The sequence below is a fragment of the Streptomyces sp. NPDC037013 genome (assembly GCF_055607265.1).
In genome coordinates this window covers 975508-990816 of record NZ_JBVJRV010000003.1, presented here as the reverse complement: position 1 = coordinate 990816, position 15309 = coordinate 975508, and the positions used below count along the sequence as shown (strand labels likewise).

Sequence of the window (15309 nt, the reverse complement as noted above, 5' to 3'; positions counted from 1 at the left end):
TTATCGGGCGGAGGTCAATTCGGGACCACTCGGCAACCAATGGCCACGGGCGAGCGTCTTTCCCCCGAACAACGATCCGGAATGCCCCGGCGGGAAAAGGCCGGGCGGGAATCCGACCCCTCGGCGCCCTGTTCGGCGGCATTACAGTGGGTCGGAACACCTTCGGACAGACCCCCGGACAGAACCAGCGTCCGGACGGGACCAGCCAGACCAGCAGGGAGCGCATGACGTGCGGCCGGTAGGCAGCAAGTACCTGCTCGAGGAGCCGCTCGGGCGCGGCGCCACGGGCACCGTCTGGCGAGCCCGCCAGCGGGAGACCGCGGGCGCCGAGGCGGCCGTGCCCGGTCAGCCCGGCGAGACCGTCGCGATCAAGGTCCTCAAGGAAGAGCTCGCCAATGACGCGGACGTCGTCATGCGCTTCCTCAGGGAACGGTCCGTCCTGCTCAGGCTGACGCACGAGAACATCGTCCGCACCCGCGACCTGGTCGTCGAAGGTGACCTCCTCGCCCTGGTCATGGACCTCGTCGACGGCCCCGACCTGCACCGGTACCTGCGCGAGAACGGTCCGTTCACCCCGGTCGCCGCAGCCCTGCTGACCGCCCAGATCGCCGACGCGCTCGCGGCCAGCCACGCCGACGGCGTCGTGCACCGCGACCTGAAGCCCGCGAACGTCCTGCTCAAACAGGACGACCAGGGCATGCACCCGATGCTCACCGACTTCGGCATCGCGCGCCTCGCGGACTCCCCGGGCCTGACCCGCACCCACGAATTCGTCGGCACGCCCGCGTACGTCGCGCCGGAGTCCGCCGAGGGCCGCCCGCAGACCAGCGCCGTCGACATCTACGGCGCGGGCATCCTGCTGTACGAGCTGGTCACCGGCCGCCCGCCGTTCTCCGGCGGCTCCGCCCTCGAGGTCCTGCACCAGCACCTCAGCGCCGAGCCGCGCCGCCCCTCGACCGTCCCCGACCCGCTGTGGACGGTCATCGAGCGCTGCCTCGACAAGAACCCGGACCGCCGCCCCAGCGCCGAGAACCTCGCCCGCGGGCTGCGGGCCGTCGCCGAGGGCGTCGGCGTGCACTCCACCCCGGCGCAGATCGCCGCCGCCGAGGGCGTGGCCGCGCTGCTCATGCCCGACCCCTCGCCGGCCCACGTGCCGCAGACCCCGGGCGCCGCCGACCCCACCCAGGTGCTGCCGAACAACGCGGGCTCGTACGACCCGAACGCGGCCACCAGCGTCATGCCCAGCACCGGCGGCCACACCCCCGGCTCATCCGACGCCGACCCGACCTCCGTGCTGCCGACCGGCCGCGGCGCCGCCGACCCGACCGCGGTCATGCCCCCCGTCCCGCCGAACGGGCCGGGCGCGGACCCGAACGACCCGCACCCCTGGCAGAGCCAGATGGCCGCGGCCCGCGACCGCAACGAACAGACCCAGTACCACGCGCACCTCGACCCGAACGACGACCCGCTGCGCCGCCGCCCCCAGCGCCAGGTGGCGCGCCCCCAGCAGCCGCCGCAGCAGCAGCGCCCCCAGCAGTACGCGCCGCAGCAGCCGCGAGGCCGGCAGCACCAGCAGCAGTACGCTCCCGCGCCGCAGCCCCAGCACCAGCCCCAGCAGTACGCGGCGCCCCCGCAGGCGCCGCAGCCCCAGCAGCCCGCCCCGCGCCCCGCGCGCGAGCCGCGCCAGCCCCGCCAGCGCAGCGCCAACCCGATGAAGATCCCGGGTCTCGGCTGCCTCAAGGGCTGCCTGTTCACGATCGTCATCCTCTTCGTCGTGAGCTGGCTGGTCTGGGAGTTCAGCCCGCTCCAGGACTGGATCGGCACGACGAAGGGGTACTGGGCGCAGCTGAGCGACTGGTACGACACGGTCAGCGGCTGGATCGGCAAGGTCGGCGGCAAGTAGCCGCCGACGCGGGACGGCACCGTAATCCCCGGCGAGTCTGGGGATTTGTCGACATCTGCAGAGTGATTTCCGCTCCCGGAGTGAACGTTGGCGGCAAGGCCGCGTAGTTTTGTCGCCAACACGCATCCGTAGGAGCAGTCTTGACGCGCAAGATCGGCAGCCGGTACACCGCCCACCAGATCCTGGGCCGTGGCAGTGCCGGCACGGTGTGGCTCGGCGACGGACCGGAGGGCCCCGTCGCCATCAAGCTGCTGCGCGAGGACCTGGCCTCCGACCAGGAACTCGTCGGCCGCTTCGTCCAGGAGCGCACGGCTCTGCTCAGCCTCGACCACGCGCGCGTGGTCGGCGTCCACGACCTGGTCGTCGACGGCAACGACCTCGCCCTCGTCATGGACCTCGTCCGCGGCACGGATTTGCGCACCCGCCTGGAGCGCGAGCGCCGGCTCGCCCCCGAGGCCGCCGTCGCCATCGTCGCGGACGTCGCCGACGCGCTGGCCGCCGCGCACGCCGCGGGCATCGTGCACCGCGACGTCAAGCCCGAGAACGTCCTCCTCGACATGCAGGGCCCCCTCGGCCCCGGCGGCGCGCACCCCGCCCTCCTCACGGACTTCGGCGTCGCCAAACTGATCGACTCCCCGCGCCGCACCCGCGCCACGAAGATCATCGGCACGCCGGACTACCTCGCCCCGGAGATCATCGAGGGCCTGCCGCCCCGCGCGGCCGTCGACATCTACGCCCTCGCCACGGTCCTGTACGAACTCCTCGCGGGCTTCACCCCCTTCGGCGGCGGCCACCCCGGGGCCGTCCTGCGCCGCCACGTCACCGAGACCGTGGTGCCCCTGCCCGGCATCCCCGAAGAGCTCTGGCAGCTCCTCGTCCAGTGCCTGGCCAAGGCCCCCGCCTCCCGCCTGCGCGCCTCCGAGCTCGCGGCGCGGCTGCGGGAGCTGCTGCCGCTGGTCGCCGGGATGCCGCCGCTGGACGTCGACGAACCGGACACGGAGGCCTCGCAGGCCGAGGAGGCGTACGAGGACTCCGCGCCCGAGCCGCACGAGGCCGCTCCCCGGCGGGGCGCGGTCCCCCTCGTGCCGGGCTCCGCCCCCGCCGACTCCAACCGCGACACCCACACCTCGATGCGGGTGCCGGGCCCCGACGAACTGGCCGGCGGCGCCCGCGGCACGGCCAGGGCCCCGCGCGCGGCCGGCACGGCCCGCCCCGGCTCCGCCAAGCACCGGGCCTCGGCGCGGCGGCGCAGGATCACGCTGGGGGTGGCGGGCGTGGTGCTCGTCGCCGCGGCGGGCGTCGGCACGTGGGTCGCCACGAGCGGCGACGACGGGGACGCACCCCCCTCGGAGCCGGGCAACTCGGCCCCGCGAACCCCCTGACCCGCCTATCGCTGTCTGCGGGTGGGTGGGGGTTGTTCGCGCAGTTCCCCGCGCCCCTGGGGTGGTGGTCCTCGTGTCTCGTCTGCGGGCAGGTGGGGGCTGGTCGCGCAGTTCCCCGCGCCCCTGTGGGGGTCGGCCATGGCTGTCGTCTGCGGGTCCTCGCGCCCCTGGGGGGTGGCCGTGGTCTGGCGTCCGCGGAGGGTGGGTAGGGGCGCGGGGAACTGCGCGAGCAACCCCGTGCCGGCCGCAGGGGGGAGAATGCCTGGCCCCGGAGGGGTGCGGGGTGGTCGGACCCCCGCCCTGGCCCCGCAGGGACAAGCTCGGTTGCCGTAGCCGTTACGCTGGAGTCGTGGCAGTCGTCGATGTATCCGAAGAGCTCAAGTCCCTCTCCTCGACCATGGAGTCGATCGAGGCCGTCCTGGACCTCGACAAGATGAGGGCCGATATCGCCGTGCTCGAGGAGCAGGCGGCCGCGCCGTCCCTCTGGGACGACCCGGAAGCGGCGCAGAAGATCACCAGCAAGCTCAGCCACCTCCAGGCGGAGGTGCGGAAGGCCGAGGCCCTGCGCGGGCGTATCGACGACCTGAGCGTGCTGTTCGAGATGGCCGAGGAGGAGGACGACCCGGACACCCGCGCCGAGGCCGAGTCCGAGCTCACCGCCGTCAAGAAGGCGCTGGACGAGATGGAGGTCAGGACCCTCCTCTCCGGGGAGTACGACTCCCGCGAGGCCGTCGTCACCATCCGCGCGGAGGCCGGCGGCGTCGACGCCTCCGACTTCGCCGAGAAGCTCCAGCGCATGTACCTGCGCTGGGCCGAGCGCCACGGCTACAAGACGGAGCTCTACGAGACGTCGTACGCGGAAGAGGCCGGCATCAAGTCGACCACCTTCGCCGTCAACGTCCCGTACGCCTACGGCACCCTCTCCGTCGAGCAGGGCACCCACCGCCTCGTCCGCATCTCGCCCTTCGACAACCAGGGCCGCAGGCAGACCTCCTTCGCCGGCGTCGAGATCCTCCCCGTGGTCGAGCAGACCGACCACATCGAGATCGACGAGAGCGAGCTGCGCGTCGACGTGTACCGCTCATCGGGCCCCGGCGGCCAGGGCGTCAACACCACGGACTCCGCGGTGCGCCTGACCCACCTGCCCACCGGCATCGTCGTCTCCTGCCAGAACGAGCGCTCGCAGATCCAGAACAAGGCGACCGCGATGAACGTCCTCCAGGCGAAGCTCCTCGAGCGCCGCCGCCAGGAGGAGCAGGCGAAGATGAACGCCCTCAAGGGCGACGGCGGCAACTCCTGGGGCAACCAGATGCGTTCGTACGTCCTGCACCCGTACCAGATGGTGAAGGACCTGCGGACGGAGTTCGAGGTCGGTAATCCCGAGTCCGTCTTCAACGGCGAGATCGACGGTTTCCTCGAAGCCGGAATTCGCTGGCGCAAGCAGCAGGAGAAGTAAAAGCCGCCGAGAACGGCTTTATCGACAAGGCAACTGCCGCCCAAGAGGCGGTAGTTGCCTTTTTCGTCACAGTCACATCTCCGTACGACGGTCAACTGCTCCGATTTCGGACATCGCGCCCGCAACGACCTTGACGCTGCTGTGAAAAGTGGAAAGGCTAGCGCGCGGCATGCGTATTTCTGGGGCGTGTGGGATCTGTGGGGGCCGATCGAACCGCCCCCGCCCGACGCAGCCCCGGACGCTGCCTCACTGACGATTCAGCTACTGGGGGTAGCAGCCAGATGACCAAGAAGACGCGGATACGTGTCGCGCGGATCGCCGCCGGTGCCGTGATCGCCGCAGGCGCCTCGCTGACCGCCGCGGGTGCCGCATCGGCCCTCGACGTCGGCGTCGACCTCGGCGGTGTGGGCGTCGGCGCCCACGCCGACGACAGCGGGGTCGGCGTGGACGTGGACGTCCCGGCCGGCGCGGACGAGGACCCGGGCCCGGACCCGGACCCGACCATTCCCGGCCCGGAGCCGACGCAGCCGGACCCGACCATTCCGGGCCCGGAGCCGACCGAGCCCACCACCGAGCCCACGGACCCGGGTGAGCCGACCGAGGACCCGACCGAGCCCACCGAGGACCCGGACCCGGGCGAGCCCACCAGCGACCCGACCGCCCCGGGCAACGGCAACGGCGGCGGCAGCGGCGGCAACGACAACGACCCCGACGGCGGCGGCTCGGCCCCCGTCGAGCAGGGCAAGGGCAAGGACAGCCTGACCGACACCGGCTCCAAGCCGGTCGAGCAGGGCGGCCACAACGGCGACAGGACCGGCAAGGGCGGCGAGCTCGCCGAGACCGGTGCCGCCGAGACGACCTTCCTGCTGATCGGTGCCGCGACGATGATCGCCGGCGGCATCGGCTTCCGCTTCCTGCCGCGCCTCGTCGGCAACCGCGGCGCCGCCGCCTGAACCAGGCGGTGACGTACGCCACGTACGTGTGAAGAAGGGCCCGGAGCTCCACGAAGCTCCGGGCCCTTCCGCATGTCTTTTGCCGTACCGTCTCGGCGTGCTTTCTCGGTGACGCCGCGTGACGACGTGAGGTCGGCGCTCTTACGCGGTCTGGTGCGCCAGCAGGGCCACCGCCGCGATCAGCACCACGAGCAGCGCTATCAGAGCCGCGGGATTGAGCCCCGCGAAGGGGCCCTCCTGCTGCATGCGCGCGCGATTGGCCCGGCACACGGGGCAACGGCCTTCACTCACGGGCGCTGCGCAGTTCGCGCATACCAACCGGTCCAGGGTCATGCGCTTCTCCTCCCGCACAGTCTCAGCCTGCCCAACGCTGGGGGGAACCCAATCGTTCCCCCTACCACTGTGCCAGCTTCCGCGGATTTCGGCGCGGCCCGCCCTCTCCCGACGGTTTCCGACCGTTCCGCACCCCTGTGCTTCCGCGGTACTTCCGAGACAATCGGCGCAACTCCGGACGCCGACTGCGCTCGCGTACCGGGTTCGCGTATGGTCACGCTCACCTACCCCCGGCAACCCGTGGTGCATCCGTGATCCGATTCGACAACGTCTCCAAGGCCTATCCGAAGCAGACCCGCCCCGCCCTCAGGGACGTCTCCCTCGAGATCGAGAAGGGCGAGTTCGTCTTCCTGGTGGGGTCCTCCGGCTCCGGAAAGTCCACCTTCCTGCGGCTCGTCCTGCGCGAGGAGCGCACCAGCCACGGCCAGGTGCACGTCCTCGGCAAGGACCTCGCGCGCCTGTCCAACTGGAAGGTGCCGCACATGCGCCGCCAGCTGGGCACCGTCTTCCAGGACTTCCGCCTCCTGCCCAACAAGACCGTCGGCGAGAACGTCGCCTTCGCGCAGGAGGTCATCGGCAAGTCACGCGGCGAGATCCGCAAGTCCGTGCCCCAGGTCCTCGATCTCGTGGGCCTCGGCGGCAAGGAGGACCGGATGCCCGGCGAGCTCTCCGGCGGTGAGCAGCAACGCGTCGCCATCGCGCGCGCGTTCGTCAACCGCCCCAAGCTCCTCATCGCCGACGAACCGACCGGCAACCTCGACCCGCAGACGTCCGTCGGCATCATGAAGCTCCTCGACCGGATCAACCGGACCGGCACCACCGTCGTGATGGCCACCCACGATCAGCAGATCGTGGACCAGATGCGCAAGCGGGTCATCGAGCTGGAGAAGGGCCGTCTCGTCCGCGACCAGTCGCGCGGCGTCTACGGCTACCAGCACTGACGTCCCGTCCCGCTCGTACCGTCTGATCCACTGATCCACCTGATCCACTGAAAGGCCGCCATGCGCGCCCAGTTCGTCCTGTCGGAGATCGGCGTCGGTCTCCGCCGGAATCTCACGATGACCTTCGCGGTCATCGTCTCCGTAGCGCTTTCGCTCGCCCTGTTCGGCGGTTCGCTGCTCATGCGCGACCAGGTGAGCACGATGAAGGGCTACTGGTACGACAAGGTCAACGTCTCGATCTTCCTGTGCAACAAGGCCGACGCGGAGCAGGACCCCAAGTGCGCCAAGGGCGCCGTCACGAACGAGCAGAAGGACCAGATCCTCGCCGATCTGAAGAAGATGCCCGTCGTCGACACCGTCCAGCACGAGTCGGCGGACGAGGCGTACAAGCACTACAAGGAGCAGTTCGGCGACTCCCCGCTGTCCAGCTCGCTCACGCCGGACCAGATGCAGGAGTCGTTCCGCATCAAGCTCAAGGACCCGGAGAAGTACCAGGTCGTCGCGACGGCCTTCTCCGGACGCGACGGTGTGCAGGCCGTGCAGGACCAGAAGGGCTACCTGGACAACCTCTTCGGCCTCCTGAACGGCATGAACTGGGCCGCCGTCGCGGTGATGGCGCTGATGCTCGTCGTCGCGCTGATGCTGATCGTCAACACCGTGCGCGTCTCGGCGTTCAGCCGCCGACGGGAGACCGGCATCATGCGGCTGGTCGGCGCGTCCAGCTTCTACATCCAGATGCCGTTCATCATGGAGGCCGCGGTCGCCGGTCTCATCGGCGGAGCCGTCGCCTGCGGAATGCTGCTGGTCGGGCGGTACTTCATGATCGACCACGGCCTCGAACTCTCCGAGAAGATCAACCTCATCAACTTCATCGGCTGGGACGCGGTCCTCGCCAAGCTGCCGCTGGTCCTCGCGATCGGCCTGCTGATGCCCGCGCTTGCCGCGTTCTTCGCGTTGCGCAAGTACCTGAAGGTGTGACAAGAGCCCTCCGGGTCTCGGGGCGTCGTAGGGTTCAACCACCCGTACGGCGCCCTTCGTTGTCCTAGACTCACCGTCATGTCAGGCCTCGACCGGTTCGCCGATCGGATCTCCTCGCCCCGCCGCATCCGCCGCGGGGCGACCCTGACGTTGGTCTTCGCGAGCGTCCTCGCCACCGGAGCCGCCACCGGCTCCTGGAGCGACGCGGCGGGTGACGGCCAAAACGCGCCGCTTCCCTCGCTGCGTGCCGGCGCCGTGATGCCGCGCGCGGGGAACACCGGCACCGACCCCGAAACCGACACCGCGGAAGAGGCCGCCGACGCGGCCGCCGAGGCGATGGCCGACGGCAAGTCGGGTCAGCAGGCGGCCGAGGAAGCCGTCAGCCGCAGCGGCGACCGCTGGGGCGCGGTGTACTCACCCGGGGAGTACCAGGAATTCGAGAAGGCCCTCGGCGGCGGCTACACCGGCGTCGGCCTCTGGGCCCGGCGCACCGCCGACGGCCGCATCGAGATCTCCCGCGTCCAGAAGGGCGGCCCGGCGGACCGGGCCGGGCTCCGCGAGGGTGACCGGCTGCGCTCCGTCGACGGCGAGCGCGTCACCGGGCGCCCCGTCACGGAGGTCCTCTCCCTGCTGCGCGGTGACCGCGCGGGCACCCCGGTGGTCCTCGGCGTGGAGCGCGGCACGCGCGCGTGGCGCGAGACGCTGCACAGGGCGCACCTGTCCACGGACCCGGTCACGGTGACCCAGCTGGCCGGCGGCGACGTCCTGATCAAGGTCGCGGCGTTCACCAAGGGCTCCGGAGAGGCCGTACGGACCGCGGTGCGGGAGGCCCCCGAGGGCGCCGGCATACTCCTCGACCTGCGAGGGAACTCCGGAGGCCTGGTCACGGAGGCCGTCACCGCCGCCTCCGCCCTGGTCGACGGCGGCCTCGTCGCGACGTACGACGTACGGGGAGAGGAGAAGGCGCTGCACGCCGAGCGCGGCGGCGACGCGGACAGACCCGTGGTCGCGCTCGTCGACGGCGGCACGATGAGCGCGGCCGAGCTCCTCACGGGCGCCCTGCAGGACCGCGGCCGCGCGGTCGTGGTGGGGTCGAGGACCTTCGGCAAGGGAGCGGTCCAGATGCCGAGCCGGCTGCCCGACGGATCCGTCGCCGAACTGACCGTCGGCCACTACCGCACCCCTTCCGGGCGGGCCGTCGACGGCCGGGGCATCACCCCCGACCTGGAGGCCGAGCGCGGGGCCGAGAAGCGGGCCGAGACAGTATTGACTGGCCTCGGACCCCCCTCGTAGTGCGAAAATGGCCGCACTATGGCGAAGGAAAAGGTAAAGCGCAAGGCCGCGAAGGCCAATGAGAAGGCCCCCGCCCGCAAGATGGTCGCGCAGAACAAGAAGGCGCGGCACGACTACCACATCCTGGACACCTACGAGTGCGGCCTGGTGCTGATGGGCACCGAGGTCAAGTCGCTGCGCATGGGCAGGGCCTCCCTCGTGGACGGCTTCGTGCACATCGACCGCGGTGAGGCGTGGCTGCACAACATCCACGTCCCGGAGTACGTGCAGGGCACCTGGACCAACCACTCCGCCACGCGGAAGCGCAAGCTCCTGCTGCACCGGGCGGAGATCGACAAGCTGGAGTCGAAGGCGAACGAGACGGGGCACACGATCGTGCCGCTCGCGCTCTACTTCAAGGACAGCCGGGTCAAGGTCGAGATCGCGCTGGCCAAGGGCAAGAAGGAGTACGACAAGCGGCAGACGCTCCGCGAGAAGCAGGACACGCGGGAGACGAACCGTGCGATCTCCGCGGTGCGGCGGCGGCAGGGCATCGCCTAGCGGCGGGCATCGCGGCGTCGCGCCGGGTGGCGCGGGGTCTCGTGAGGAATAGGCTGGCACCGTCGTGCGTTGGTCACGTACGATGGGTCTTGCCCCGCTGGTGACGGGGCACCCGGATCGAAAGATCCACCTTGAAAAATCAACATGGGGATGATCGGTTTCGACAGCGGATGTCGAAGCAGGGGAAGCGTGTCGAGGAAGCGGCAATGATCTCGTAAACCATATGTCGCAAAAAATAATCGCCAACACCAAGCGCGATTCCTTCGCCCTCGCTGCCTAAGTAGCGACTCGCGAAGTGTCAGCCCGGGGCTGTTCCCGACCCGGATCCTGGCATCAGCTAGGGAACTAAACTTCTGGACCCGGTCACGGGGTCCAGGAGGAAATCAAACAGTGACTGGGCCCGTCGGCGACTTGTTCGCGTGATCGCCGGGGCCGAGAAAATCGCAGCGAACTGCACACGGAGAAGCCCTGATTCTGCACCGTTGGACGCGGGTTCGATTCCCGCCATCTCCACAATTCCCATGTGAGGCAAAAGCCCTCCGCTCTGTCGTCAGGACGACAGAGCGGGGGGCTTTTTCCATTGGTGGTCAGGTGCTGTGCTGGGCTGGGGGGGGGTGGGTCAATTGGTGTGTATCGAAAGCGTGTTGTCAGGGGTGGGTGGCGGCCGGGTCCTCGGTGGCGCGGGCACACCCTCTGGGCACGTGACTCGTTACTGCTGCCGAGTGCAGGTTCGCAGCGGCCGTGCGGCACAGCGCCCGGGCCGGGTAGGCAGGAGCAGGAGGCAGTCGCATGGATGCCACCGTCACTCTCCTCGGCTCCGTTCTCGCCAGCCTGGGAGTTCTGGGCGCGGCTGTGGTGGCGTATCTCGGCAAACGCGGCGAGAACGCGCTCACGGGATTCTCCAGCCTGACCGAGAAGCTCCAGAGCGAGCGGGACAGGCTGGAGCGGCTGGTCGCGGAACGCGACGCGAAATTGGCCGAGTTGAGCGCTCTGCACGCGCATGACCAGAGCGAGATCGCCCGGCTGCTCATCGACAACCAACGGCTCGGAGGCACGCCGTGACCCAGCTCGAGCGACTCCTGGCCCGCCGTTGGCGCAGGGCGTTCCTGGTGTGTGTGCTCCTCGCGCTCTCCGGGGTGGCGGCCCTGCTGTGGGCCCGCATCGACGCGGGGGACCGGCGTGCGGACCGGTTCGCGGTGGAGGCGGACCGGCGGGGTGAGGCGGTTTCCACGCTCGCGCGCGATGTACGGACGTTGCGGGCGCAGGTCCGTGCGCACGGGGACACCCCGGCGGCGCCGGATCCCTCCGAGGCGGTGGACGACCTGCTGTCCCGGGTCCGGGTGCCGGCGGGCACGCCGGGGGCGCCTGGGTCACGGGGGGTGGCTGGAGTGGCTGGGGTGACTGGTGCGGCTGGGGTGGACGGGGAGGACGGGAAGAGGGGGGAGCGTGGGGGGCAGGGGCGTGACGGTGAGCGGGGGGAGGCCGGTGAGCGGGGTGAGAAAGGTGCGCGGGGGGAGCCTGGGGCTCCTGGAGAGGTGGGGCCGGCGGGGGCAGCGGGTCCCGCGGGGCCGATGGGACCGGCGGGGCCGTCCGGGGCGGATGGTGCGGCGGGGGCTGCGGGGCCGGTGGGACCGGCGGGGCCTGAGGGGCCACGGGGTGAGCAGGGGCCGAGGGGTGAGCCCGGTGCCGCGGGGCCGATGTGCCCGGAGGGCTACACGTTGCAGCAGTCGCCCGACGACGCCGACGCGGTGGTGTGCCGGCGCGCGGGCGGGGGCCCGACGATGCCTTCCTCGGCGCTGACGCTACTGGCGGCGCTCCCACCTCAACGCCGCCGCTTGTACGGGACGGACGAGTAGCGGGGCGCCTGGGGCTGGTCGGTGGGTGCGGGGCCGCGGGAGTATGTACGTATCGGCTTGTCTGGCTCGGTGCTCCGTGCGCACTTACCCCCATGTCCCCTTTCGTGTCGTGCGGGGGTGCGGCCCGGCGGGGCCCCGGCCCCTCCAGCCCCACGCCACAGGGCAATCACCCCGCCTCTGCTCCACCCCTGCGAGACGGGCCAAACGCCCACCTTCCCCCACTCCCGCCCTGCGTCGCGCCCCAAACCCACCCCCACCCTGCGCCTCAGGACAAACCCACCCCCGCCCACCCTCACCCTGTGCCTCAGGACAAAACTCGCCCCCGCCCCACCCCCACCCTGTGCCTCGGGGCTAACCCGCCCCCGCCCCATCTTCACTCTGTCCTCGGGACAAACCCGCCCCCGCCCCACCCTGTGCCTCGGGGTAAACCCGCCCCCGCCCCCACCCTGCGCCCGCCTCGGGCCAACGCACCCCGCCCCTCCCCGCCCCTACTCCAACCCTGCGGCGCGGGGTAAACGGGTGGGTGGGTGGGTGGGAGGCATCCGCCGCGGAGCGGCGGGCTTGGTGCTCCTACGGCAAGGACGCGACGCAGGACACCCCCCCCCCAGGCCGACCGCCAGGTCACCGCGCCGGGTGCCGGACCACCCCCACGCCGACCGCCAGGTCAGCGCGCCGGGTGCTGGGGCCCACCCCGAGGCCGACCGTCAGGTCAACGTGCCGGGTGCTGGGGCCCACCCCCAGGCCGTCCGCCAGGTCACCGCGTGGGGGCTGTTGCCCGGCCGCCGCGTCCGGGATGCTCCAGGTCATGAAGAGACCCGTGAGACGCGTCAACACCCGCATGCGCCACTGGATCTGGCCCGCCCTGCTCGCCGTCGCCGCGGCCGGGCTCTCCGCGGGCTCCCCGGCCGGCGCCGACTCCGACCGGTCGGGGCTGCCCGAGGCCATCGACACCATCCTCGGCGACCCGCGCATGGAGGGCGGGGTGGCCAGTGTCGTGGTCGCCGACTCGGCCTCCGGCGACGTCCTGTACCAGCACCGTTCCAGCGGTCGCCTCATGCCCGCCTCCAACACCAAGCTGCTGACCTCCGCCGCGGCCATGGAACTCCTCGGCCCCGGCCACCGGTTCACCACCGACGTCCTCTCCGACGCGCCGCGCCGGGGCCGCGTGCTGCGGGGCGACCTGTATCTGCGCGGTACCGGTGACCCGACGACGCTCGCGAAGGACTACGACCAACTCGCCGCGAAGGTCGCCGACTCGGGGATCCGGCGGGTCTCGGGGCGGCTGATCGCCGATGACACCCGGTTCGACGCCAGGCGCATCGGTGACACCTGGGGCGGCGACGACGAGTCCTCGTACTACGCGGCCCAGATCAGTGCTCTGAGCGTCGCGCCCGACACGGACTACGACACCGGGACGGTCATCGTCGAGGTGACGCCCGGCGCGCGGGCCGGGGCGAAGCCGCGCGTGAGCGTGACGCCGAAGACCGACTACGTGGACATCGACCTGCGCGCGACCACCGGCGCGGCGGGCGGGGACGACACCATCGCCGTGGAGAGGCAGCACGGCAAGAACACCATCACCGTCAGCGGCACCGTCCCCGTCGGCGGGGAGGCCACCAAGGAGTGGGTCACCGTCTGGGAGCCCACCGGGTACGCGGCGGACATCTTCCGTGCCGCCCTCGCCGCGCACGGCGTACGGGTGAGCGGGCCCACGAGGGCGGGTGTCGCCACCCCGGCGGGGGCCCGGCGGCTCGCCTCGCACGAATCCATGCGGCTCAAGGAGCTGATGGTCCCCTTCATGAAGCTCTCCAACAACATGCATGCGGAGAGCCTCACCAAGGCGATGGGGCACAAGGCGACCGGGCGGGCCGGGAACTGGGACGACGGCCTCGCAGCGATCAAGGGGTATCTGAAGTCGGTCGGGGTCGAGCCGGAGAAGATCCGTCAGGTCGACGGGTCCGGGCTCTCGCGCAAGGACAACGTCGCGGCCGGGCAGTACATCACGTTGCTGCGTGCGGTGAAGGGCGAACCCTGGTTCGACGACTGGTACGCGTCCCTTCCCGTCGCCTGCGCCCCCGACAAGTTCACCGGCGGCACGCTGCGTTCGCGGATGTGCGGGACACCGGCGGCCCTCAACGTCCATGCCAAGACGGGCACGTTGACGGGCGCGTCCGCCCTGTCCGGGTACGTCAAGGACAAGAACGGGCGTGAGCTGGTCTTCAGCATCATCCTGAACAACTACCTGCCCTCGTCGGTGAAGGCGCTCGAGGACGCCATCGTGGTCACCCTCGCCTCGTCGACCGAGGACAGGGCCGTACTCGTCACGCCGCGTTCGACGCGCGGGGCCGGGCAGGACGGCGGCGAGCTGGAGTGTTCGTGGCGCAAGCCTGCGCGGTGCTGAGCAGCAGCGCGCAGCAGGCGGCGGCGACCGGCACCCCGTAACCCGCGGCGGTGGACAGGTGTTCCACCGCCCAGCCGCCGCCCGCGGCGCCGCACGCGATGCCCCCGAGGAGGCCGGTCACGGCGAGGGTCATGCCTTCGTTCAGCCGCCCCTCGGGGGTGCGGCGCTGTACGAGCGTCATGCCGGTGACCATCGTGGGCGCCGTCGCCATCCCGGCGGCGAGCAGCGCTCCGGAGAGGACGATCAGCGAACCGGTGGCCGCCGCGGCGAGCAGGGGCAGCGTCATCAGGGCCGCCATGGCGGCGACGCACAGGAGGTGGCGGCGGCCGAGGGAGCCGCGCGGTTTCACCGCCCCGTAGACGAGGCCCGCCGCGCAGGAGCCCGCGGCCTGGAGGGCGAGGATCGCTCCCGCGGCCGCCTTGTGCCCCCGCTCGTCCGCGTAGGCGATCGTGACGACTTCGAGGGAGCCGAAGACGGCCCCCGTGGCGAGGAAGGCGAGCAGCAGGGCGGGCATCCCGCGCGCACGAAGTGGCGACCGGGCGGCGGAGGGTGTGCTCGTACGGTCCCGGGGCGGGGGTTCCGTCGCACGCTGGGCGGCGAAGAGGAGGACGCCGGTCACCAGCAGGATCACGCCGACGAGGGTGCCGGCCTGAGGGAAGAGCGCGCCGCAGAGGAAGGCGGCGAGGACCGGGCCGAGCATGAAGCAGAGCTCGTCGGCGGCCTGTTCGAAGGAGTTGGCGGTGTGCAGGGCCGGCGCGTCGTCCTTCAGGAGGTGGGCCCAGCGGGCCCGGGACATGCCTCCGGTGTTGGGGGTCGTGGCGGTGGCGGCGTACGACGCGAAGAGCGTCCAGTCGGGCGCTCCGTACCGTACGCACAGCAGCAGCGAGAGCGAGCCGATGGCCGCGACGAGGGTGGCGGGGACCGCGACGCGCGCCTGGCCGTGGCGGTCGACGAGCCGCGCCGTCCAGGGCGCGACGACGGCGGTCGCCGCGAGGCCGGTCGCGGTGACGGCGCCGGCCAGGGCGTACGAACCGCGCGCCCCCGAGATCATGATGACGGCGCTGACGCTGAACATGCCCATGGGGAGGCGGGCGATGAGGTTGCCGAGGGTGAAGGCGGTGGCGCCGGGTATCGCGAAGAGGCGCGCGTAGGGGTTGCGGGGGAGGGGGCGGTGGCGCCGGTCGGGGTGTGGTCCGTCGTGGGGGCGGGCGGCGCGCGGGCCACCGGGAAGGTCGTCGCTGGGCATGGCGCCACCCTCGCCGCGGGGGCTCGG

13 protein-coding genes and 1 other RNA gene are annotated in these 15309 nt (G+C 71.5%); 11 read left to right on the top strand and 3 right to left on the bottom strand.

What is annotated here, in order from left to right; all coding sequences use genetic code 11:
- Positions 1-229: 229 nt before the first annotated feature.
- The 4 genes from ACZ7DY_RS14280 to ACZ7DY_RS14265 all read left to right on the top strand — a co-directional run bounded on the left by ACZ7DY_RS14280 (position 230) and on the right by ACZ7DY_RS14265 (position 5694).
- Entirely contained in the window at positions 230-1903 is a 1674-nt protein-coding gene (locus ACZ7DY_RS14280) for a serine/threonine-protein kinase (RefSeq protein ID WP_471134356.1), read from the top strand.
- Positions 1904-2043: 140 nt separating this feature from the next.
- Positions 2044-3285 carry a serine/threonine-protein kinase gene (locus tag ACZ7DY_RS14275; protein ID WP_471134354.1) on the top strand — a complete coding sequence of 414 codons (1242 nt, stop codon included), beginning with the start codon at positions 2044-2046 and terminating at the stop codon, positions 3283-3285.
- A gap of 349 nt (positions 3286-3634) precedes the next feature.
- Entirely contained in the window at positions 3635-4741 is a 1107-nt protein-coding gene (gene prfB, locus ACZ7DY_RS14270) for a peptide chain release factor 2 (protein ID WP_471134351.1), read from the top strand.
- Between the two features lie 281 nt (positions 4742-5022).
- Positions 5023-5694, top strand: a complete 672-nt coding sequence (locus ACZ7DY_RS14265; RefSeq protein WP_471134349.1) for an LPXTG cell wall anchor domain-containing protein — start codon at positions 5023-5025, stop codon at positions 5692-5694.
- 141 nt (positions 5695-5835) lie between these two features.
- Here ACZ7DY_RS14265 and ACZ7DY_RS14260 read toward each other — a convergent pair whose 3' ends face one another.
- Entirely contained in the window at positions 5836-6027 is a 192-nt protein-coding gene (locus ACZ7DY_RS14260) for a hypothetical protein (protein ID WP_471134346.1), read from the bottom strand.
- Positions 6028-6278: 251 nt separating this feature from the next.
- On the opposite strand from ACZ7DY_RS14260, the gene ftsE reads away from it, so the two are divergent.
- The 6 genes from ftsE to ACZ7DY_RS14230 all read left to right on the top strand — a co-directional run bounded on the left by ftsE (position 6279) and on the right by ACZ7DY_RS14230 (position 10841).
- Positions 6279-6968, top strand: a complete 690-nt coding sequence (ftsE, locus tag ACZ7DY_RS14255) for a cell division ATP-binding protein FtsE (RefSeq protein ID WP_055569411.1) — start codon at positions 6279-6281, stop codon at positions 6966-6968.
- Positions 6969-7028: 60 nt separating this feature from the next.
- Positions 7029-7946 carry a permease-like cell division protein FtsX gene (gene ftsX / locus ACZ7DY_RS14250; RefSeq protein WP_471134343.1) on the top strand — a complete coding sequence of 306 codons (918 nt, stop codon included), beginning with the start codon at positions 7029-7031 and terminating at the stop codon, positions 7944-7946.
- Positions 7947-8024: 78 nt separating this feature from the next.
- Positions 8025-9239: a S41 family peptidase gene (locus ACZ7DY_RS14245; protein ID WP_471134340.1), complete on the top strand. Its 1215-nt coding sequence runs from the start codon at positions 8025-8027 to the stop codon at positions 9237-9239.
- Positions 9240-9257: 18 nt separating this feature from the next.
- Positions 9258-9779 carry an SsrA-binding protein SmpB gene (gene smpB, locus ACZ7DY_RS14240; protein ID WP_471134337.1) on the top strand — a complete coding sequence of 174 codons (522 nt, stop codon included), beginning with the start codon at positions 9258-9260 and terminating at the stop codon, positions 9777-9779.
- A gap of 146 nt (positions 9780-9925) precedes the next feature.
- Positions 9926-10295: a transfer-messenger RNA gene (ssrA, locus tag ACZ7DY_RS14235) on the top strand.
- Positions 10296-10568: 273 nt separating this feature from the next.
- The gene (locus tag ACZ7DY_RS14230; RefSeq protein WP_471134334.1) at positions 10569-10841 is read left to right on the top strand and encodes a hypothetical protein; all 273 of its coding nucleotides are present in this window, start codon (positions 10569-10571) and stop codon (positions 10839-10841) included.
- Positions 10842-12256: 1415 nt separating this feature from the next.
- On the opposite strand, the gene ACZ7DY_RS14225 is transcribed toward ACZ7DY_RS14230, so the two are convergent.
- A complete protein-coding gene (locus ACZ7DY_RS14225) occupies positions 12257-12442 on the bottom strand; it encodes a hypothetical protein (protein ID WP_471134331.1) in 186 nt (61 codons plus the stop codon).
- On the opposite strand from ACZ7DY_RS14225, the gene dacB reads away from it, so the two are divergent.
- Positions 12441-14036, top strand: a complete 1596-nt coding sequence (dacB, locus tag ACZ7DY_RS14220; protein WP_471134328.1) for a D-alanyl-D-alanine carboxypeptidase/D-alanyl-D-alanine endopeptidase — start codon at positions 12441-12443, stop codon at positions 14034-14036. The two genes, ACZ7DY_RS14225 and dacB, sit on opposite strands and share 2 nt — an antisense overlap.
- On the opposite strand, the gene ACZ7DY_RS14215 is transcribed toward dacB, so the two are convergent.
- Positions 13957-15282, bottom strand: a complete 1326-nt coding sequence (locus ACZ7DY_RS14215) for an MFS transporter (RefSeq protein ID WP_471134325.1) — start codon at positions 15280-15282, stop codon at positions 13957-13959. The two genes, dacB and ACZ7DY_RS14215, sit on opposite strands and share 80 nt — an antisense overlap.
- Positions 15283-15309 lie beyond the last annotated feature (27 nt).

Excerpts from the sequence above, each read along its gene's own strand:
- ACZ7DY_RS14265 (WP_471134349.1), top strand. The coding sequence starts at position 5,023 with ATGACCAAGAAGACGCGGATACGTGTCGCGCGGATCGCCGCCGGTGCC.
- ACZ7DY_RS14260 (WP_471134346.1), bottom strand. The coding sequence starts at position 6,027 with ATGACCCTGGACCGGTTGGTATGCGCGAACTGCGCAGCGCCCGTGAGT.
- ftsX (WP_471134343.1), top strand. The coding sequence starts at position 7,029 with ATGCGCGCCCAGTTCGTCCTGTCGGAGATCGGCGTCGGTCTCCGCCGG.
- ACZ7DY_RS14245 (WP_471134340.1), top strand. The coding sequence starts at position 8,025 with ATGTCAGGCCTCGACCGGTTCGCCGATCGGATCTCCTCGCCCCGCCGC.
- smpB (WP_471134337.1), top strand. The coding sequence starts at position 9,258 with ATGGCGAAGGAAAAGGTAAAGCGCAAGGCCGCGAAGGCCAATGAGAAG.
- ACZ7DY_RS14230 (WP_471134334.1), top strand. The coding sequence starts at position 10,569 with ATGGATGCCACCGTCACTCTCCTCGGCTCCGTTCTCGCCAGCCTGGGA.
- dacB (WP_471134328.1), top strand. The coding sequence starts at position 12,441 with ATGAAGAGACCCGTGAGACGCGTCAACACCCGCATGCGCCACTGGATC.
- ACZ7DY_RS14225 (WP_471134331.1), bottom strand. The coding sequence starts at position 12,442 with ATGACCTGGAGCATCCCGGACGCGGCGGCCGGGCAACAGCCCCCACGC.
- ACZ7DY_RS14215 (WP_471134325.1), bottom strand. The coding sequence starts at position 15,282 with ATGCCCAGCGACGACCTTCCCGGTGGCCCGCGCGCCGCCCGCCCCCAC.